This is a genomic window from Hyella patelloides LEGE 07179 (assembly GCF_900659865.1).
In the GTDB taxonomy this organism is placed as follows: domain Bacteria; phylum Cyanobacteriota; class Cyanobacteriia; order Cyanobacteriales; family Xenococcaceae; genus Hyella; species Hyella patelloides.
On the sequence record NZ_LR213808.1, the window covers coordinates 16,030 to 35,319 of the forward strand.

The following is a 19,290-nucleotide window of genomic DNA, read 5'->3' on the forward strand; positions in this document are numbered from 1 at the left end:
TGTCTAACTAGATTACTCAGGGTAAGATTGCCTAATTTACCCGCTAGAATTAATTTTTTTTACTTTTGAGATAGACCAATCTACATCATGAAGCAATGGTTTCACAAAGCGATCGCCAATCCTTGGCTGAGACAATATATTTTAGTTGGGTATGCAGCTAAAGGAACTGTATATCTATTAATTGGCACCATTGCAATTCAAGCAGCAGTCATTTCCGATCGAAAAGCAGCAGGAACATATCTTACTCTAACTTGGTTAGCAGATCGACCATGGGGAAAGCTACTAGTTTGTTTAATCGCAATTGCTTTAACAGGATATGTATTGCGAAGATTACTTCAGGCAATATTAATATCAGAAGCTCAAAATCCTTTTAGTTTAAAGAGTATTTTACAATGTCTCGGTTACATAATGAGCGGTTTAAGCTACGCTGGTGTAGCTCATTCTGCTCTCAATATAGTTTTTGAATTAGGAGAATATGACGATACTATTGAAGACTTAGCAAACCAACTATTCGAGCAACCCATAGGAGGATGGCTGATTTTTCTGGGAGGGATCGCTGTGACAATTATCGGCTTTTCTTATATCTATGGAGCTTATAGTGGTTCTTACATTAGTGAATTTCAGTCTTCTGATATTCATCATCGATTAGAGAAATGGGCTACGCGCATCGGCAAGCTAGGTGTATCTGCTAGGGGTGTGGCTTTTATTTTGACTGGCATTTTCTTGATTCAGGCTGCTATTTATGGCAACTCAGAGCTTGCAGGTGGACTGCAAAATGCTTTCCGAGTGCTGGCAACAAAGCCTATGGGGTGGCTGTGGTTAAGCTTAATTGGTTTGGGTTTGATTTGCTATGGACTGTATATGTTTGTTGCTGCTGGATATCGACGTTATGCCATTAGATAATAAATTCTCGCTTAAAGCGATCGCTTGCTTGACTGTAGTTATTCTATCAGCTTGTTTGAATACTTCTCCATCGTCCATCGCGATCGAGAAAGACGGTTTAGTAGATGTAGCTGCAATAACGCAAAATTTCGACAGCTCGATCGGTAACTCTGTCTTAGTTCGCAATGATGTTATCGCAAAAATAGGAGAAAGGGGTTTAATCTTAGATAAAGATCGAATTTTTAGTGGCGAAACCATTTTAGTTATCAGTACATCTAAAATACCCTCAATATTCTCCAGCGATCAAACTCCCGAAGTTCTAGTTAGTGGCAGAGTAGAACGATTTATTTCAAGGGATCTCGAACCAAAATATGGTTTAAATCTTGACTCTAGCCTCTATAATCAATACGAAGGAAAGCCTGTAATTATTGCTACATCGCTGATATTTTCACCCGATCCAGAAGATTTAACTCGCAATCCCGAAATGTATTATGGTGAGCAGTTAGCAATCAAAGGGGAAATAGAAGATATAAAAAGCTATGGTTTATTTGAACTCGATGAAGAACAAGTATTTGGAGGAGAAGATTTATTAGTAGTGCAACTTAATCCTAGAATTGAACTTGAGAACGAACAAACGGCGATCGTCTACGGTGTATTGCGTCCATTTATCTTTGTTGAATTGGAACGAGATTACGATTTAGGCTGGGATTTATCGATTCAAAAACAGATTGAAGCAGAGTATTCTCAAAAACCCGTCTTCGTTGCCGAAAAAATCCAGATTTTAAAATAAATAGGTGTCTTATTTTCTGAGCTTAGTTTTATAATTCAGCTATTTTTAACCAGCTAACAGCTTTAAGCTCCAAGCTTATCGCCAGGTTCAACACCTCCACTTCGTGCATAGTGGAATAACGGTAAACCAATGATTTTGCTGGCAGGGATTGGCTTTGAAGCCGAAACAGTAGAAGATGCCGATCGCGAGACGAAAAATCGCTTAGGGATGCTAGCCTATGTACTATCGGGATTGAAGCAATTACGAGAATTTGAGAAGTTTGAAACAAAAATTGAAACTGATGACAAGATAATCAAAGTGGACGCTAACGCTGTAACTATTGCTAATGCTGCACCACCTACTTCTATATTGGCACATGGTACAGCAGGAGTAGTTTATGATGATGGATTGTTAGATGTAACCATTATTTCCCCAGAGATAAGAGCGAGTGCGATCGCTATTTCCGCTCATCTTTTGCAAAGTGCCAGTAACGACGAGGCAGCAGAAAGGAATGATATTGGCTATTTGCGAACTAAATGGGTCAAAGTGACCACAAATCCGCCCCAGAAGGTTGTTTTAGATGGCGAAATAATTGGTTCAACTCCCATCGAGGTTAAATGTATCCCTCAAGGCTTAACAATATTTACCCCAGCTGAACAAGTAATTCAAGCAGAAGAAAAGCTCGAACATCTTTCAGGAATAGAAATCGAAAGCAAATAATGAATTCATGTTTCATCCTTTAAAAAAGCTTGCACTTTGTTATTCTAAAACTTATCTAATTAAGGCTTAAAGCTACATATGTACAAGCTCCTTGTGGCTTAAAACTTAGAGCTATTCCAATTTGATAGAGATCTAGAATCATCTGTTAGATAGACGAATTAATTTCTAAAAATTGATATTCTAATTACAACAAGTAAAAACATAAATAATTAAAAATTTAGGAGCAAGACATAGGTATTTTAGCTTGTTGCCCTTGGTAATACCTCTAAAGTCTTCTACGACGATGGTAGCAATGCAACAATTGGTGACAACGACAATGCCTTGATTAAAAATTTCACTAGTGGAGTAGACACCATTGAGGTCAAGGGTGTTCCTTCTGATTATGGTCTCAACTTTGGCGACTTTGGTTTCGGTTCTAGTATTGCCAATGATACTCAGATTGTTCGCATCAACAACAGTGGTGTTCCTCATGAAGTGATTGGATATGTTCAAGATGTAACCAGTTTTGTCTCTGGTGACTTCACATATCTCTAGAGATTGGCTCTGTTTGGTGATTTCTCAAAAATCAGGAGATAGAGGAAGAGCAATCACATCTAATAGGGGTTAAGTTAAACTAAGCCCTTTTTGGCTATATTCAAGCAAATTCATTTAATTATTTTCTTGAGAAAATTATCTGCGGAGTGTTAGGTCTAGATAATAAGAATAGCTTTCTAGCTACAACTAGAGAACATCTCTAAAACTACCCAATCATAAAATAAACATATATATTTATATCAAAAGTTTAAAACCAATTAATTTGTGAGCGAGAGCTAGCCTTTGGTTTTAACTGATGATAGTGGAGTAAACATAAGGGTTTCAACTACTCTGTACCCTCTACACATTTTTAACATAGAATCTTTATATAGAGTGTTTCCATTCGTTATAAAATATTTGTATAAGTCCAGCATTATACTTCTTAAAACATAATTATAGATGAAATATCTGCGAAATAAAAACAACGGATTAATTTCATCAGTATGACTATTCATACGCCAGTAAAAATTGTTTTTTGGAGTGTTTAAAAATAAATAATAATCTAATAAACAGAACAAGAAATGTTAACTATAAATCGGTCAGTTTTAATTATCGATGATGACCCTGATACTTTACTTTTAATCAAAATGGGTCTCCAATTAAATCTTGATTGGAAAATCATAACTGCTAATTCTGCTGAAGAAGGTATTCTTAAAGCGAAAGCGAACTATCCTGATGTCATTCTTTCTGATACAGATACGCCACAGATAGATGGTATGCAAATGCTACGTGCATTACGTGAGAATTCTGTCACCAAAAATATTCCCGTAATATTCTGGACAGGAATCTGGAAGGAAATAAATGCACAGGAATATGCTCATCTTGGGGTAAAAACAGTAATTTCTAAGCCTTGTAATTTTCTAACTTTAGCGAACCATATAATGCAAGCTGCAAAAGTTATCGGAAAATGTGAAGTTCTGAGTAATACGCATTCACAAGTAATAAGTAATACCTCTGTTTTAATTTAGAGCATTCTTCAATCGATCTGACTAAATTAATATTAGAGGTGATCTAAATAATTTTGACGAAATTATTTATAAGAATTACTTACTAAATTTGAACTGTGTTGCATATTTAATTTTTTAAAAATAAATATGCTTCTTTAGTTTCTAGTAACATTTGTGGATTTCCATTACATATCAATAACCACATATTAAACCCTTGTTCTTTTAGTAATAACTTTTTACCACTTTCAGTAATTTCAATTATTTGTTTATTATTGAAAACTTTATACATCTTGCAGCTTAATAGCTCTGCTTGATTCAATAAGCTTCTCTTTAATAACATTGATTTTTTGAACCTCCAGAGTATTACACGATCTAATTTACTTAAAAAAATCGTGAATATTTGAATAAACCACTCGCAATTTCTTTTTAATTTCTTTCCAACTATACTTTAACTTTAAGATAGCTAAAAAAAGTGACAAACTAGTTACTGACTACATAAATGAGTAAGTAAAATACTTCAAAACCTTACACATAAAGTCAGTTAACAAAAAGCAAATGGTCATAATAGAAAATTTTTAGGTTAAGAGTATGGCTCGTAATTCTAAAATAGCTAAAAGTACCCTTGATTTTGGCAAGGGAATGTTTGTCAATTTCTGTGCTTGTATACTTGAACGTAGTGAAGTAAATAGGAATAAATAAAAAAACAGATATATCTTTGATTTCTTTAAATAAATCCTAGATAATTTTTTTAAAGAAATTTAATATATCTGTCTCTTACTCGATTAAAAACGTAAGTCAGTGACTTAATTTTTAGCCCTATTCATTTTTCAATTGTACTTACAGAAAGTGACAAAAAAGAGTTGTTAAATAATGTAATTTATCTATGAAATATATTGTATTGCATTTTGTAAGTAGCTTTCGTTTAGTAGACATAGAAAGCGATCGCTCTTTTACAGAATCATCAACAAAATCGCAAACAGGACAGTCAGAGTAGACTATCTGATTATTTAGATTGAACCAATAGCTACAGTTGGAAAAGATACCAGTAAAAAACAGATGATTATCTAGTATCTCTATCTATTCAATAGAAGAGATAGAGCTTTTAAGTTCTTCAATCTCAGAGATTAAGTTTTATTTAATTGTTAATCGGTTCGGAATTTATCGCATTTTTTTTTGAGACTTTATTCTATCTTTGAGATTTATATAGCGATGGACATACTTCAACAGCATAATCTGCCAGAAGTTTTTCGGTTTTCTCATCAAATAAACTGCCATCAATTCGATTTAAAACCATAATTGCTCCCAATAACTTGCCCTGATATTGAAGCGGAACAGCAAGTGCTGTATAAATTCCCAAACTTTGTACGTAATCTTGTCGAATACGAGTATCTCCAGTAGTTTTCGTCACTAATATCGGACAATTACTCTTGATCGCTGTCCCGCACAAACCAGAAGTAGCGATTGCTCCTCGCTTGCCTTTGATTATGGAAGCGTGTTTGCCTACTGCTGCTGTATAGTAGAGGACTTCTTCTTTTTCAAAAGCTTCAGCTACTACTGCTGTTTCCGCGTTGAGAAGCTCCCGAACTCTTTGTGCTATCTCTTCTAAAAGTTGATTAGTTTGATTGACCATTATCAAAGCGCGATCTCACTAAAGCAATTTCGCAGATCGCCCCTAAGTTCTAATCTTAACATGAGTTTTTTGTAGTAAGGGTATAGTTGAGAGCATCATCTGAAATAAAAGTCTAATGTCAGGTTGCTAGTCACGAAGGTAAATCTTCATTACCTAATTACTAACTTTATTGATGCCGTTGTAGTCCTTCGAGTTTGTTCTTAACAATAATGATGATAATTTATCTGGCAAAATCCAAGTCAAATCCTCTAAATTTTGCGAATTAAATCTATTAGATAATCGATGTTTGAATTTTAAGAGATAGTATCAATCTTTTGTATGAATCTCTTTACCCATTTTTTCTAGTCCTTAAGTACCAAAATTATCTGGTACTTATGATCGAGGTAAATTAACATTTGATTTTCTTACTATTTAAGTAATTAACAATAGTTTGATTAGATTGCCAACCGCACGGGTGCAATTATTTTTTGATGACCGCTAATCTGGAAATCAAGATCTAATGCACTAGCATAATTACTTGAGGTATTACAGCAATATGAAATTCCGCTTTCTCAAAACCGCTTTGCTCGTTATTTGGTCTTTTGTGGGAAAGTCGCTTTTCGGAATAATGCGATCGCAAATTTTATCACTAGTCACGCAAAACAAGGCGACAGCAGTTGATATCGATCTGAACATGAACACTTATTTTAACTTCAACACCAGCTTTCTCATGGCAAGGCTGCCAATATTCTTGGCTTTGGCAGTTGCTATGTTCCCTGTAACTTCTTTTGCCCATACGGTAGGACAATTGACCGAGCGACGCGATCGCGGAATGAGACCAGCTCAAAATTTACGCTATCATACCGTCATTCAAAACCCTGGTTCGGAAGAGTTAATCCCTGCAACCGTTCCACCTATTACTGAAAGCGAGATATCAATGGTCGGATGACGATTACACCAGAGTTTCCAGATGGTACTTATGCTTATTTCCTCACCTCAGATTTTCCGATTGTCCCAAGATGCTTTAAAGGCATACCTTCGCAGGATTTCGCAAAAGGAAGACCTCCTCGCTAGCTTTAATCGAGCAAAAATGTTTTCAAAAGTTGGCGTTGGTGAATTAAGGTATGATTTTTGAATTTTCATACTGTACTCTTCTTAAAAAAGCCCTAAAGGATTCCCTGACCTCACGCACCGCCCCGTTCGAGGTTTTCCCCATCTCTTGGACAAGCCTCGAACATAGGGACGGAGCAAGAAGCTTAGAGCTTTAAGCTACGAACAGAAACATTTTGTCCTAAAGGATAAGCTACGCAAATACGTCATACATCAAACTACCAACGCCCAAAAGTTTAATTCAATTTTGTGCGAATCAAATCGCTCCTATTTTCTCCAGCTTGGTAATATTTATGTCACTTAAATTTTTCCTTACTAAACATACTTATCGATTGGCAAACCGATTCACTTTTATCGGTTGCTCGATCCTTTTACCAGGATTATTGATGTTAGCTGCGGGTTGCGATCTAATGCCTCCTGGAGATGCTCAAAGTGATTCTGTTCGCTCTAAACAACAGCAAAAATCCCTATCTGTCGATGTAGGAGTAGCAAGCCAAGGAACGCTGGAAAAAGATACTCAATATGTTGGTACAACTTACCCCGTACGAGAAGTTTCTATGCGATCGCGCATTGAAGGACAGATACTCGATTTGAACGTAGACGTAGGCTCTAGAGTAGAACAAGGTCAGGTATTGGCACAGATTGACGATTCCATTAACAAAGCTACCGTATTAGAAGCAAAAGCAGAATTAGCTGCCTTGCAATCAGAAGTTACCAGTCTTCAGGCAGACGTAAATGAAGGTCTGACTCAGATCCAGCAGGCAAAAATCACATTACAACAGGCACAGTCCGATCTGGTTAGGTCGAATCAGCTTGTTAAAGAAGGTGCAGTTACCCAACAATCGGCAGAACAAGCCCAGAATACCCTAGATAATGCCAAACAAGCATTAGAGTCGGCACAACAGCAGGTAGCCAATCGCACCTCGGCTAGACATTTCGGGAGGTGTAGAAGAAGAAATTAGAGTCTTAATCGATCTCAGCCGTCTTCAAGCTTTGGGGGTGGGGTTAAGTGATGTGCTGACAGAGCTAGAAGAAACCAATCAGGATATTTCTGGCGGACGAATTCTAGGAGAGCTTGACGAACCTTTGACTAGGGCAATTGGTCGCTTTGAGGATGCCGAAGACATTGCAGCTTTATCTTTTGAAGTAGCAGATAACACAGCAGATGACTCCACCTCTACTCGCCGTGTATATCTGCGAGATTTTGCCCAAGTTATCGACGGTCAAGCTGACCAGCGAGTTTTTGTTTCCCTCAACGAACAACCTGCGGTTAAGGTTAGTATTCAAAAGCAACCCGAAGCCAATACAGTGGAAGTGGTAGAAGGAATTCAACAGCGACTCGAACAATTAAAAAGTTCGGGGTTAGTTCCCGAAGATATGGAGTTAGTTGCCACCTTCGATGAATCAGTTTTTATTCGCAATGCCATTCGTAACGTTACTAATGCTGGTTTAATTGGTGCGGGGCTAGCTGCGATCGCAGTTTTACTATTTCTTGGTTCTCTGCGTCAAACGGCGATCGTCGTTTTAGCCATTCCTTTGGCAGCAATGGCAGCAATTATTTTAATGAAGCTCTTTGGTTTATCTCTCAACGTATTTAGCTTAGGTGGGTTGGCAGTGGGAGTAGGGATTGTGGTGGATAACTCCATTGTCATGTTAGAAAATATTGCCGAACGGGCGGGAATGACCCCAGGCAAGGATGCCAAAACCCGACTCAATTCCCCACAGTTAATTGCGCGATCGATCTCTGGCAGTCGAGAGGTTGAATCAGCTTTGGTTGCTTCCACCAGTACTAATTTAGTGGCAGTTTTACCTTTCTTGCTGATTGGTGGCTTTATTGCGCTGTTGTTTAATGAATTAATTCTTACCGTTAGCTTTGCTGTAGCTGCCTCAATCCTGGTAGCAACAACCACTGTACCAATGCTCACCTCTCGCTTACTCTCAATACCGAAATCGAGTTCCATTGGACGCTTTTGGCTACTGCAAGCATTTAATCGTCAATTTGAAGCTGCTACCAGACATTATGGTGTATTACTTAAAAAAGTTGTTTATCGGCGGGCGATCATCATTGGCTTAACCTTTTTATTACTCGGTGGCAGCAGTATACTTGCGATCGCCCAAGTTCCTCAAGAGATTTTACCTCGCATCAATACAGGACAAGTAGAATTATCCGCTCAATTCTCCCCAGGCACTCCTTTAGCAACCAATCGCCGAGTCATGGCAAAAGTGGACGAGATTTTACTAGCACAGCCAGAGACAGAGTATACTTTCACTACTGCGGGGGGTTTTTTGTTTGGCAGCAATACGAGCGAAAATCCCCAACGAGGTTCTAGCACCATTACTCTCAAGCCAAATACTGATGTTGAGGCTTTCGTGTCGCGGATATCGGATGAATTAGAGCTACTCAATCTAGTTGATATTCTCCTGCGACCTAGACTTGGTTCTGTCAGGGGCTTAATTTTAAACAACTCTCCCCTACGTGGGGCAGATGTTGATGTCATACTTCAGGGCAAAGACGCTCAAGTTTTAGAACAGGCAGGGGTCGAAGTGTTAAAAACCTTGGCACAACGAGCTACCCTATCTACCTTTCGTCCCGATGCCGATCCCCAACAACCCGAAATGCAAATTCGGCTCGAACGCGAACGGGCAGCCGAACTTAACTTAAATATTCAAGACATTGGCGATACCTTAGAAACTGCCACCACTGGTTCTGTCCCCACTCAACAGCAACGGGGCAATCGACTGGTAGATATCAGAGTCGAGCTAAAGGAAGAATCCATTAGCCGTCCTTCCCAACTAGCCCAAATTCCCTTATTTACCGATGGCAGAGATCGCTTAATTCGCATGGGAGATGTAACCCACATTGAATATGGAGAAGCTCCTGGGGAAATTCAGCGTATTAACCAGGAACAGGTATTTCTCATTGCAGGTACTCTCAATGAAGATGCCAATCTAGGGGACGCTTTAGCTGAATTAGAATCAATTTTTCAAGATATCGATCTCCCTGAAGGCGTTAGCCGTCTACCTAGTGCTGCTGCTCAAAGCAATCGAGAAATTCAATCTTCTTTTACTGTTTTAGGCGGACTGGCAGCATTTTTAGTCTTTGTCGTCATGGCAGTACAGTACAATTCCCTCATCGATCCTCTAGTAATTATGTTTACCTTACCCCTGGCGTTGGCGGGAGGTATATGGGGACTTTATCTTACCCAAACTGCGATCGGCATTACGGTCATTGTGGGGGCAGTTTTGTTAGTCGGTATTGTGGTCAACAACGCCATTATTTTAATTGAACTAGCTAATCAGATTCAAGAACGGGAAAAATGCGATCGCGCCACGGCGATTCTAAAAGCAGCACCCCAAAGATTACGCCCTATTCTCATGACTACTATTACTACCGTAGTTGGGATGTTTCCCTTAGCTTTAGGCTTAGGACAAGGGGGAGAGTTTTTGCAACCATTGGGGATTGTGGTCTTTTCAGGATTAGCATTGGCAACTCTGCTAACTTTGTTTATTATTCCCTGTTTTTATATACTGCTCCACGATTTTGTTGACAGAGTTTTAGGGAAAAAGCGATCGTCTATATCTACACAATTAAAATATGACTGTGGCGGAAAAACTGAGGGATGACATTGATGACATTTATGGAGCGTAAGAGCTAACTAAAATCGATCGCTTTCAGCTAGAGATATCACATAGTCTAAAATATCGTAAACCTTATCAATCAATGTAACAAAATGCCTAAAGAACTATGTAAGTGCTTTAATCAGGAATCTCGAAAGCACGGTTCTCTTTCCAAGATTCATAGCGACAAACAAGACACGCAATGCGAGTCATGGCTGCGGTTGCTAGATCTTATTGAATCTGCTGCACAAACGGGTGTTGAAGAATTCGCACCACTTCGCGAATTTACTATTGAAGAACGTTCTGAAATTGTTACTCTTCCACCGACAATTGCAAAACTTAAAAATGTCAAAAACTTAAGCCTTTATGGTAGTTGTCTTGTTCGTATTCCCCCAGAAATTGGTGAAATGGAATCACTTGAGACGTTTACACCATACACTTCATATTTATTGCATTGGTTTCCCTATGAGATAATCCGATGCACAAAGCTCAAATCAAGCACAGTTAGCACTCGTGCTATTTATGGCAACTATAAATACCGTCCTCCATTTCCCAATCTGAAACAACATATAAATGCAGAAGCATATTCGCTAATTACTCCCCAGGAGTGTAGTGTTTGTAGAACAAAATTAGAGCCGTCTAAAATTATTCGACGTTGGATATCTCTTCCCGTAGCGACTGATGTTCTTCCCTTGCTAGTTCATGCTTGTTCGGTGAATTGCATTAATTCACTTCCAGAAACGCCAAAAGGCTATGTATCTGGTTCTCATACTGGTGGTCATGATATCAAACAGCCCCCACCCATGGGAATTTAATTTAATAGCTTGTGTTTTCCTTGTTCAACTTGTGCAATTATCTCTTCATATTTTCCCCTTGAGGCGCGATTAAATAGCACTGTATGGGAAATTTGACTTTATTAAACTGGCGATCGCGTAAAAGAAGTTCCCAACTAAAATAAACCATCTATTAAGTTATAGTAGGGCGATCGCAAACAAATCGAAATTAAATCAAGAGCGATCGGGGAATAGATAAAAAGCTATAATTTAGGTACAAAAACAAGTACTTAAATTCATGGAATCTGTTAACTACTCAGAATTTCGTCAAAATCTTGCTAGCTATCTCAATAAGGTTGAAGATGATCGCATTCCCATCGTAGTATCGAGGTCTAACGGTAGAAAAGTTGTGGTAATGAGCTTTGATGATTATCAGACGAATGAAGCCACTCTACATTTGATGTCTAGTAAAGAAAACATCAGAGTTTTAGATGAGGCGATCGCAGAATTAGAAGATGGTGGTGGAATTGAAGTAGAAATTTGAAAGTCGTTTTTGCTGCTTCTGCTTTGAAAGATTATCGTGACTTTGAGCAGAAAAATCCTAAAGTATTTAAGCGAATTAACCTTCTACTGAAAAATATCAAAGAAACTCCCTTTAAGGGTCTTGGTAAACCAGAACCACTAAAACATAATTGGACTGGGTACTGGTCGAGACGAATCACTCAAGAACATCGCCTAGTATATAAAGTCACTGGAGATAAGATACTTGTGGCTCAATGTAAATTTCATTATTAAATTGATAACACTTTATTGGGAATTTTGACTTTATCTAAAGGCGCGATCTCTATTTCAAGCTAATTAACAATTTGCTATTATCATAGACTCAGCGGCAGAAAGAACATCTTTGAAGCAAGCCGTTTCTAAGCTTGATAGATATTTAAAAGAGAGGGTTGATCGTGAATAGTATGAGTTTCATAGCGAAGGTTGATAATAATGGCAAATTAAACATACAGTTACCGCCCGAATTGGCAAATCAGGAGTTGGATTTAGTGATTGTATATCAATCAACTCAACAAACAAAATCAGAAGATATTCATGATGTTGTCGATAGTTTTTATGGTTGCCTAGAAGACGATCCTATTCTAGTAGAGGAGCAAAACCAAAAAGAAACAGCATGACTTATTTGCTAGATACAAATGTTTGGGCTAGATATTTGAATGGACGTTCGCCTAAAATTAGAAAAAAATTTAGAACGATTGATTTAACTCAAGTTTTTAGTTGTTCGATTGTTAAGTCAGAACTTATTTATGGTGCTTTCAAAAGCCGTAATCCCGATCGCACTTACCGAAAACAGCAAGAACTTCTCAGTCTTTTTGTATCTTTTCCTTTTGATGATGCTGCTGCTCTAGCTTTTGGCAGATTAAATGCTCAGTTGGAAGCCAAAGGTGAAATGATTGGTATCAAGGATTTACAGATTGCTTCAATTGCCATAGCCAAGAATTTGATTTTAGTAACTCATAATATTCGAGAATTTCAAAGAATTGAAGAGTTAAAACTTCAAGATTGGGAAGTCGAAACAAGAGCGGATAATTGAGGTTTAAGCGATCTTAATTATCTCAAATTCTATTCAAGTCTTTAATAAATCGCGATCGCTTTCAATAGTTAACACTTTCACCTATTGATAGTTAGCGAATTAACGATCGGATTCTCAAAAATCGAAATCAGACCATATCGGGGATTTTGACTTTATCTAAAGGCGCGATCGCAAAAATGAAATTTCAAACTTCAATAAACCACCTACCGTTACAGTAAAATTATGTGAGCTTCAGCCCTAACTTACGGTGCGGATAGGAACGAAGCATTATTGTAAATGTATCGAGGTGTCGTTATGTCATTAGTTAGAGGAATCAAAAAAGGAAAAACGATTGAACTACTAGAAGAAATTAACATTTCTGATGGTCAGGAAATATTAGTTGATATTCAAACTGTAAATAACTTCTGGTCTAGCTTAGAAGAATTCAGAAATTCTCAAAAGTTTACAAATGTAGAGTTTGAAGCAGAAGTTTTTGAGGATTTGCGAGATAAAACTACGGGTAGAAATATAGAACTATGACTATTAAGTATTTACTAGATACTAATATCTTGTCAGAAGCTATCCGCCCAAAACCCAACCCTAATGTTTTACAAAAACTGCAATTACATCAACAGCAATTAGGCACAGCTACCTTAGTAATTCATGAGTTATTGTTTGGCTGTTATCGACTTCTTGTATCTAAAAAGCGCGAAACTTTGCAAGCATATATCGAAAATGTCATCTTACCTAATATTTCCATATTTGACTACGATTTGAAATCAGCACAATGGCACGCCACCGAAAGAGCAAGATTAATAAGTATGGGGAAAACTCCAGCTTTTGTAGATGGTCAAATTGCGGCGATCGCTTATAGTAATAATCTGATTTTAGTGATTTTGATAATTTTCAGGGATTAAAAATAGAGAATTGGTTTGAGTAGATGCTTTATTAGTAGTCAGGAAATTAATTATAAGATTCTCAAAGATGGTCTCATTGCGGTAGATGTATTTACTGGTTCATAATTAGGAAAGTCCTAATACCAAGAATCGAAGAAGAATCAGTGCCAGACTTGAGCTAACTACAGCCAACCACTGAAGCAGTATAAGTTTTGCCCACTGCTTCAATTCCTCCCACTAAGAGGTTAACTTGATAAGGTTGAGTTTTGGTTCGTGTAGTTGCCTCAATAGTTAGAGGTTCATTAGCTATTAGTTTCACCTCTTTTTTCTGATAGAACTGATCGGCAGTTTGATCGCCGTATTTGAGATACATCTCGATCCTATATGAGCTATCATCTTCCGAGACAATTGTGGCTTGAAAACTTTGAAACTTTTCATGGGAAGAAACTACCCAATCTGTATTCCAGTTGTTTTTGGCGACTAACCCTAAACCTGGTATAGAAACGGTCTTGTTTACTTCAGTTCCTTGACCTTCCACTACTGACAGAGCAGTACATTTTTCAACTCTTCCTGGCCAAGTCCAACCAAATGCCATCACTAACACCGCAGAACTTAGATATTTTAGGTCAAGAAAGAGCATTCAAATACCTCCAAACAACAACTAAAATCCCATTCAATACTAAATCAACCAGGTTAATTTTCCAGTCACTCCTTCTCCACTGCGATCGCGTTCTTAGCCCTCTCTGCTGTTCGCGCAGTGCCAGGCTACGCCCGATCGCTATTCTTATTTTAGTGAAGATGCTCAAATAAAATTGTGTAGTCTAAAATATTGAATTACTTATTTATGACCTTTTCGATCCTAACCTAATCTTATACGGCTATACTTAATAGCTGAAATCACCAACGCCAAAAAATGCAACCTTGTTATTGGGCGATCGCTAAAATACCAGGACTGAGTACCAAAGAACAAGAATTACTCAGCCAAAATGGGATAAAAACAACTAGAGATTTATTACTGAATAGTCAGACACCTCAAGCAAGAAATCTTTTAGCAAATAAGTTACAACTTCATATCAAACACATCAATAAATGGATTGCACTAGCAGATTTAGCGAGAATTCCTAGTGTGGGGTATCAATATTGTGGTTTACTATTACATTCGGGGATTGCTTCAACGATGCAATTATCTCAAACACCATTACACAGAATACATCCCACTATCAAACGTCTTTATGTCGCGACGATGCAGCGTCAGGATTTAACTCCTTCTGTATCCCAGGTAAAAAAATGGATTGAAGAAGCAAGATTGTTAATGATGAATCGGGAATTAATCTCGATAAATAGGTAAGCTTTTCTGAAAAAAAAATTGGTAAACAGAACGAAAAAAGCGAGGGCAATGGCTAAACAACTACTCACTAAGATAGAACTGTAACCAATTGTGATGAGCATTTAGAGCTATTTATCCTATTAAGCCGAACCAGTAAGAAAAATCTAGAATCAAGAAAGCAACGGAAACATAACTGACTATAATTGAAGAATGCGGTCTGCTGCTACGCGCACCGCGTAGCAGATATCTTCGAGATCGCTATATCAGTTTATCAGTAAATATTACTACATTGCAGCTTCATTTTTTGCAGGGACTACCCATTTATACTAGATGATTTAGGCTATATCAAAAGTAATTTCAATTCACATTAGACGTACTAATCAAACTGAACTTAAGTAAAAACAAAATTATTGGCACTCAAGCTATCAGTAGTAATTCCTTGGAAAATAGCTAGATCGTTATCTTCAGCCTGAATTAACACATCTTCTTCTTGCTGAATAAGATTGAGATCGCTAAATCCGATGCCAAGTCCAGCAATACCAATGACATCCTCAGTAAGATCGTAATCAGTCACCGTATTAGGTGAGTTGGGAATTTCGGCAACGGCAATCCAAAACTGGTCTGCACCCTCTCCACCAGTGAGAGTATTATCGCCACCAGAACTAGCAAAAAATCGGTCTTCACCCTCTCCAGAGAATCCGCGATCGCCAGCACCTAAGATTAGGGTGTCATCACCCGAACCAGTATAAATGCGATTATCTCCCTTGCTTGCTGTAGCATCAATCAAATCATTGCCGTCACCGACAAAAACGAATTGACCCGCAGAATTTATCTCTAAAACATCGCCATCAACTGTGCCGAATTGTGGCTCAGGGGGAGTAATATCCATCTCAAAGTCGGATTGAGAAATTTCGGCTGCATCAATGTCATTCAGAATAGCTAAAGTTTCTGACTCAAAATTAATGAAAGTATTATCAGTGTCTTCTCCTTGACCTTGAACAATTTCGAGATCGGCAAAACTAATAGTTTCTGGTAATTCTAAGAAGTCCTCATCTTGAGTAAAATCGGTAATAGTATCTGTTCCTTCTGAGGCAATAATAAAGCGATCGTTACCATCACCACCTGTGAGAAAATCGTTACCATCAAGACCGTTTAAAGTTCCACTGCCTGGATCGAAGATATCTAGATCTCCACCACCATAAAGTAAGTCATTGCCTGAATTACCAACCAAAGTATTGTCACCGCCGTTACCCACAAGAGTATCGTCACCATCAAGACCACTTAAAACTTCATCAGCATCAGTGCCAAGCAACATATCGTTGTCTAGAGTGCCAGCAAAAAGTCCTAGTTCGGGAAAAGAAGCAAGTTCTTCACTATAGAACCAGCGATCAAATAATGGATTTAATTCTTGGTTACTTACCTCTTCATTAATGGCAATAAAGTCTTCTGGTGTAACGTTGCCATTCTCGAATCTTGAAGTATAAGTCCTCAAGGAATCAAAGAAAGCATCATCGCCAATTTCTTGTCGCAGGGCGTGTAAGCCTAACCCTCCCCAGATATATACACCACCATTGAATAGATCGCCAGGAGGAGGATTACCAGGGGTAGAATAATTATCAAAGTTGATGGCAACATCAGTAAACTGTTCTTTGAGCCAGTTATCTAGTGCTTCGCTTCCACCTTGGCTTTCTTCAATCCATAATCCTTCACCATAACTAGCAAAACTCTCGTTGAGCCAGATATCACTCCAATCTGTTAGGGCTAAACTATTACCAAACCATTGGTGTACTAGTTCATGAGCAATAATATCTTCAAGTATCGAGCTATTTGCAGCCTCCAAACCATAGATAGAAAGAGTTTGGGTTTCCAGCGCGCCAGCACCTATCTCTGTGTTAACGACAACAGAACCATAAACCTCAAACGGATAAGGACCAAAAATTTCACTGAAATAATCAATCATTTCTGGTTGTCGATCGAAGGGTTCTAGTTGTTCTTCAGGAATCTCGTCGGCGAAGTAGTTACGAACGAGAATGCCGTTAGCTGACGTTTGCATTTCTTCAGTGAAATCATCATAGATATTTATGGTTGATAAATATCCTGCCATCGGGTCTCTTGCTTCAAATACATAGGTATTGGTGTCACCATTATCAATGGTTTCCTCCAATATGCCATTGGCAGCTACTTCATAAGGTTCGGGAGTGGTAACGCGAAAGGTGTAAGTGGCTTTATCGAGGGGGTGATTATTAAGGGGATAATAAGTTTCTGAACCGTTGGGTTCGCTTAGTGCATAGCTACCACCATCAAAAGTAACCCAGCCAGTGGGTAGATCGAAATCTCTATCAGTAAAACTAATTGAGGTGGTTGATTCAGGAGAGCCTTTGTATTTTACTTCGACGGTGAAATCATCTCCCTGATTTAAAAGCTCTGTGGGAGTTATTGTTAGTTCATCACCATCACGACTAAAACCCGCTAGCTCACCGTTAACAGTAATGCTTTCAATTTCAAAACCACTAAAATCCAAGTTAAAACTACTTAAGTCTTGTGTTGCTTGCACTTCAAGGGTAGCAGTAGCATCGAGGAGACTTGTTTCAACATCAATGACGTTAAAATCCAAGGTGTAATGTTGGACATCGTAGCCACCATTACCCAGTCCAGGATAGTAGGAGTCGCCAAGCCCGATACTACCAGCAGAAGCTTGACTATCTTGCCCTATTAATTGATTATTCATCTATCAATTTCTCCTTTTGTTGGCTTAATGCCTAAGAGGTCATCTGGAAAGTAAATTTGATTATTTCATTTAGTCAACTTCAATAAATAATATAGACAGTTACACTCTAATTTTTGTTGGTTTTTTTGAGCTAAACTGCTTATAACTAATCATAAGTACTTTATTCAGTATTTTCTCAGAGATGGATTTTTAATAAAGTAATTTTTGTTACGGCGTTGTTCAAAGTAGGTTACACTTTTGGGGAAAATCAACCAATTTAGTAGGACAAATGTTTTGACAATTGTCCTCAAAGCAACGGTTCAACAGTTCAACAACTTGAAGAGAGAAGTAGAGACTCTGACACAGCTTTTTGTTGTTTGAAACCTGCGGGGTGTCGCTCTAACTCAAAAAGGCTAGAGATGAGAAGGTACAATCTGATAAATCGCCACCAAAAGCGATCTCACCCTCAGACCAAGAACTATCTGCTCCGCAGGCGCGATTGCGGTCTGCCTTTGGCAGCACTTCGCGATCGCCTCATTCCACAGATAATATAATAGTTAGTCATACTAAATCCGATTTACAAAACCCATTTTAAATTAAGTATTCTCTAACCAGTAGTAATTAGTTAAATCTTTAATTTCTTTTTTCCTATTTTTTAAAATATTGCAACTTTTTACCTTGTTATAATTTTTTAAGTTTTAAGGGTAAATTTGTTTTAAATATTTCTTGCTCTAATTTATCTCCTTTATGACAATTTCTATCGCATATTTGATAGTTACTTGCTAGCTTAATTGGAGAAAATGTTATTTTTAACAATTTAAATTAACTTTTTTGATTGAGAAAATCTAGCTTCAAAAATTCGGTTTCCAAACTATTGTGAGGCTTCTTGATTCCAATTAAATAATAGTTACTCCAAATTGTTTTAGCATCGGGATTGCAGGGAGTCAAATTAAGTTCTCTACTACTAATAACCCCTTGTTCCAACAACTGAAGAGAAGCTGCGACAACATCTTCTTGCCCGTGAACTAAAAAACTCGTAAATTGCTGAGTCCACTTTTCGTCTCTCACAATAATTTCTTGTCCTGAAATCTTTAGCTGATTTCTGATTAGGCTGAGAACAGGGTTATAATCTTCATTATCTGCCAAGTTATTTTCATGATGATGATTGGTCATTACTAAGTATTATTTTAAACTACAAACAGTCTACCCGAATTAAATAAGTAAAGAAGCAAATTTTTGAGTCGATATTTATTGTTTCAAAGAAGAAATATCGGAAAAGATGAAGAGCTTGTAAACTATGAGCAGAAGCTGAAAGTCACAATATTATTTTCTTTCATGACTATCCTAAAAAGCTCAATGATGTTGCAACGCCATATCTGAAAATTTTCTTAAGTAATAAGATCGATTTAACTTGTTAAAAATAAATAACCATTAAGTTCCTATTCAACAATGGATAATTACTTCGATCTATTAAACAATTGGAAGTTGTTCATAATAATAGAGCAGCATACTTTACTATGAAAATCGAACATTTAGTTTACCTTAATGATTGCTGGTTGTGCGTATTCTATAACGATAGTAACTGCTGGCAATAACTTATAATAGTTAGCTTTTACGTACTCATTATAAGCGATCGCGTTTTAGAAGAGAAACCACAAGAGTTCATTTATTAGACTTACATATAGTTAGGGTTTGCTGAATAACTTGACAACCTTGAGCAAATAAAGGTTACAAGGATTTTGGGCGCAGCAAAAAGTTAAGTAAAAATGGCGAAAAACCCCTAAAA

The 19,290-nt window shown here is 37.7% G+C and carries 20 protein-coding genes and 3 pseudogenes; 17 read left to right on the forward strand and 6 right to left on the reverse strand.

Annotated elements, in window-relative coordinates; genetic code table 11:
- Positions 1 to 87 precede the first annotated feature (87 nt).
- The 5 genes and pseudogenes from H1P_RS09080 to H1P_RS09100 all read left to right on the forward strand — a co-directional run bounded on the left by H1P_RS09080 (position 88) and on the right by H1P_RS09100 (position 3,912).
- Entirely contained in the window at positions 88 to 903 is an 816-nt protein-coding gene (locus tag H1P_RS09080; RefSeq protein ID WP_144866425.1) for a DUF1206 domain-containing protein, read from the forward strand.
- Positions 890 to 1,672, forward strand: coding sequence for a hypothetical protein (locus tag H1P_RS09085; protein ID WP_144866427.1), 783 nt, complete (start codon positions 890 to 892; stop codon positions 1,670 to 1,672). Before H1P_RS09080 ends, H1P_RS09085 begins: the two co-directional genes overlap by 14 nt.
- A gap of 117 nt (positions 1,673 to 1,789) precedes the next feature.
- Positions 1,790 to 2,371: pseudogene (locus H1P_RS09090) on the forward strand (YegS/Rv2252/BmrU family lipid kinase); the annotation flags it as partial.
- A 321-nt stretch (positions 2,372 to 2,692) separates the two neighbouring features.
- The gene (locus tag H1P_RS09095; RefSeq protein ID WP_144866429.1) at positions 2,693 to 2,905 is read left to right on the forward strand and encodes a conjugal transfer protein TraG; all 213 of its coding nucleotides are present in this window, start codon (positions 2,693 to 2,695) and stop codon (positions 2,903 to 2,905) included.
- 560 nt (positions 2,906 to 3,465) lie between these two features.
- A complete protein-coding gene (locus tag H1P_RS09100; protein ID WP_144866431.1) occupies positions 3,466 to 3,912 on the forward strand; it encodes a response regulator in 447 nt (148 codons plus the stop codon).
- 106 nt (positions 3,913 to 4,018) lie between these two features.
- Here the strand turns inward: H1P_RS09100 and H1P_RS09105 are convergent, their stop codons facing one another.
- Both H1P_RS09105 and H1P_RS09110 read right to left on the reverse strand, forming a co-directional pair.
- A complete protein-coding gene (locus H1P_RS09105) occupies positions 4,019 to 4,210 on the reverse strand; it encodes a hypothetical protein (protein ID WP_144866433.1) in 192 nt (63 codons plus the stop codon).
- Between the two features lie 867 nt (positions 4,211 to 5,077).
- Positions 5,078 to 5,521: a GAF domain-containing protein gene (locus tag H1P_RS09110; RefSeq protein WP_144866435.1), complete on the reverse strand. Its 444-nt coding sequence runs from the start codon at positions 5,519 to 5,521 to the stop codon at positions 5,078 to 5,080.
- A gap of 535 nt (positions 5,522 to 6,056) precedes the next feature.
- Here H1P_RS09110 and H1P_RS09115 point away from each other — a divergent pair.
- From H1P_RS09115 to H1P_RS09165, 11 genes and pseudogenes are all read left to right on the forward strand, one after another.
- Positions 6,057 to 6,449: a hypothetical protein gene (locus H1P_RS09115; RefSeq protein ID WP_144866437.1), complete on the forward strand. Its 393-nt coding sequence runs from the start codon at positions 6,057 to 6,059 to the stop codon at positions 6,447 to 6,449.
- Positions 6,446 to 6,574 (forward strand): YHYH protein, encoded by a 129-nt coding sequence (locus H1P_RS39285; protein WP_144866439.1) that lies wholly within the window; start codon positions 6,446 to 6,448, stop codon positions 6,572 to 6,574. Before H1P_RS09115 ends, H1P_RS39285 begins: the two co-directional genes overlap by 4 nt.
- Positions 6,575 to 7,167: 593 nt before the next feature.
- Entirely contained in the window at positions 7,168 to 7,572 is a 405-nt protein-coding gene (locus H1P_RS39290; RefSeq protein WP_342799557.1) for an HlyD family secretion protein, read from the forward strand.
- Positions 7,538 to 10,234, forward strand: a pseudogene (locus H1P_RS09130) (efflux RND transporter permease subunit); the annotation flags it as partial. The gene H1P_RS39290 and the pseudogene H1P_RS09130, both read left to right, overlap by 35 nt.
- A gap of 107 nt (positions 10,235 to 10,341) precedes the next feature.
- A complete protein-coding gene (locus tag H1P_RS09135; protein ID WP_186375901.1) occupies positions 10,342 to 11,043 on the forward strand; it encodes a leucine-rich repeat domain-containing protein in 702 nt (233 codons plus the stop codon).
- A gap of 256 nt (positions 11,044 to 11,299) precedes the next feature.
- Positions 11,300 to 11,545, forward strand: a complete 246-nt coding sequence (locus H1P_RS09140) for a type II toxin-antitoxin system Phd/YefM family antitoxin (RefSeq protein WP_144866446.1) — start codon at positions 11,300 to 11,302, stop codon at positions 11,543 to 11,545.
- Positions 11,542 to 11,796 (forward strand): Txe/YoeB family addiction module toxin, encoded by a 255-nt coding sequence (locus H1P_RS09145; RefSeq protein WP_144866448.1) that lies wholly within the window; start codon positions 11,542 to 11,544, stop codon positions 11,794 to 11,796. Before H1P_RS09140 ends, H1P_RS09145 begins: the two co-directional genes overlap by 4 nt.
- A gap of 170 nt (positions 11,797 to 11,966) precedes the next feature.
- Positions 11,967 to 12,179, forward strand: coding sequence for a hypothetical protein (locus H1P_RS09150; protein ID WP_144866461.1), 213 nt, complete (start codon positions 11,967 to 11,969; stop codon positions 12,177 to 12,179).
- Positions 12,176 to 12,595 (forward strand): type II toxin-antitoxin system VapC family toxin, encoded by a 420-nt coding sequence (locus tag H1P_RS09155; protein ID WP_144866450.1) that lies wholly within the window; start codon positions 12,176 to 12,178, stop codon positions 12,593 to 12,595. The genes H1P_RS09150 and H1P_RS09155 overlap by 4 nt, the downstream gene beginning before the upstream one ends.
- A gap of 294 nt (positions 12,596 to 12,889) precedes the next feature.
- Positions 12,890 to 13,114, forward strand: a complete 225-nt coding sequence (locus tag H1P_RS09160) for a hypothetical protein (RefSeq protein WP_144866452.1) — start codon at positions 12,890 to 12,892, stop codon at positions 13,112 to 13,114.
- Positions 13,111 to 13,514, forward strand: a pseudogene (locus H1P_RS09165) (PIN domain-containing protein). The gene H1P_RS09160 and the pseudogene H1P_RS09165 overlap by 4 nt, the downstream one beginning before the upstream one ends.
- Positions 13,515 to 13,648: 134 nt before the next feature.
- Here H1P_RS09165 and H1P_RS09170 read toward each other — a convergent pair.
- Positions 13,649 to 14,110: a hypothetical protein gene (locus H1P_RS09170; protein ID WP_222426992.1), complete on the reverse strand. Its 462-nt coding sequence runs from the start codon at positions 14,108 to 14,110 to the stop codon at positions 13,649 to 13,651.
- A 273-nt stretch (positions 14,111 to 14,383) separates the two neighbouring features.
- Here H1P_RS09170 and H1P_RS09175 point away from each other — a divergent pair, with 273 nt between their 5' ends.
- Positions 14,384 to 14,818, forward strand: a complete 435-nt coding sequence (locus H1P_RS09175) for a DUF4332 domain-containing protein (RefSeq protein WP_144866454.1) — start codon at positions 14,384 to 14,386, stop codon at positions 14,816 to 14,818.
- A gap of 370 nt (positions 14,819 to 15,188) precedes the next feature.
- Here the strand turns inward: H1P_RS09175 and H1P_RS09180 are convergent, their stop codons facing one another.
- The 3 genes from H1P_RS09180 to H1P_RS09185 all read right to left on the reverse strand — a co-directional run bounded on the left by H1P_RS09180 (position 15,189) and on the right by H1P_RS09185 (position 18,677).
- On the reverse strand, positions 15,189 to 17,525 hold the full coding sequence (locus H1P_RS09180) for a M1 family aminopeptidase (protein WP_144866456.1): 2,337 nt from the start codon (positions 17,523 to 17,525) through the stop codon (positions 15,189 to 15,191).
- A 378-nt stretch (positions 17,526 to 17,903) separates the two neighbouring features.
- Positions 17,904 to 18,026, reverse strand: coding sequence for a hypothetical protein (locus tag H1P_RS38865; protein ID WP_281291123.1), 123 nt, complete (start codon positions 18,024 to 18,026; stop codon positions 17,904 to 17,906).
- Positions 18,027 to 18,326: 300 nt separating this feature from the next.
- Positions 18,327 to 18,677: a hypothetical protein gene (locus H1P_RS09185; protein WP_144866458.1), complete on the reverse strand. Its 351-nt coding sequence runs from the start codon at positions 18,675 to 18,677 to the stop codon at positions 18,327 to 18,329.
- Positions 18,678 to 19,290 lie beyond the last annotated feature (613 nt).

Coding starts and splice junctions, on each gene's coding strand:
- H1P_RS09080 (WP_144866425.1), top strand. CDS start 88: ATGAAGCAATGGTTTCACAAAGCGATCGCCAATCCTTGGCTGAGACAA.
- H1P_RS09085 (WP_144866427.1), top strand. CDS start 890: ATGCCATTAGATAATAAATTCTCGCTTAAAGCGATCGCTTGCTTGACT.
- H1P_RS09100 (WP_144866431.1), top strand. CDS start 3,466: ATGTTAACTATAAATCGGTCAGTTTTAATTATCGATGATGACCCTGAT.
- H1P_RS09110 (WP_144866435.1), bottom strand. CDS start 5,521: ATGGTCAATCAAACTAATCAACTTTTAGAAGAGATAGCACAAAGAGTT.
- H1P_RS09115 (WP_144866437.1), top strand. CDS start 6,057: ATGAAATTCCGCTTTCTCAAAACCGCTTTGCTCGTTATTTGGTCTTTT.
- H1P_RS39285 (WP_144866439.1), top strand. CDS start 6,446: ATGACGATTACACCAGAGTTTCCAGATGGTACTTATGCTTATTTCCTC.
- H1P_RS39290 (WP_342799557.1), top strand. CDS start 7,168: ATGCGATCGCGCATTGAAGGACAGATACTCGATTTGAACGTAGACGTA.
- H1P_RS09135 (WP_186375901.1), top strand. CDS start 10,342: ATGCCTAAAGAACTATGTAAGTGCTTTAATCAGGAATCTCGAAAGCAC.
- H1P_RS09140 (WP_144866446.1), top strand. CDS start 11,300: ATGGAATCTGTTAACTACTCAGAATTTCGTCAAAATCTTGCTAGCTAT.
- H1P_RS09150 (WP_144866461.1), top strand. CDS start 11,967: ATGAGTTTCATAGCGAAGGTTGATAATAATGGCAAATTAAACATACAG.
- H1P_RS09155 (WP_144866450.1), top strand. CDS start 12,176: ATGACTTATTTGCTAGATACAAATGTTTGGGCTAGATATTTGAATGGA.
- H1P_RS09160 (WP_144866452.1), top strand. CDS start 12,890: ATGTCATTAGTTAGAGGAATCAAAAAAGGAAAAACGATTGAACTACTA.
- H1P_RS09170 (WP_222426992.1), bottom strand. CDS start 14,110: ATGCTCTTTCTTGACCTAAAATATCTAAGTTCTGCGGTGTTAGTGATG.
- H1P_RS09175 (WP_144866454.1), top strand. CDS start 14,384: ATGCAACCTTGTTATTGGGCGATCGCTAAAATACCAGGACTGAGTACC.
- H1P_RS09180 (WP_144866456.1), bottom strand. CDS start 17,525: ATGAATAATCAATTAATAGGGCAAGATAGTCAAGCTTCTGCTGGTAGT.
- H1P_RS09185 (WP_144866458.1), bottom strand. CDS start 18,677: ATGACCAATCATCATCATGAAAATAACTTGGCAGATAATGAAGATTAT.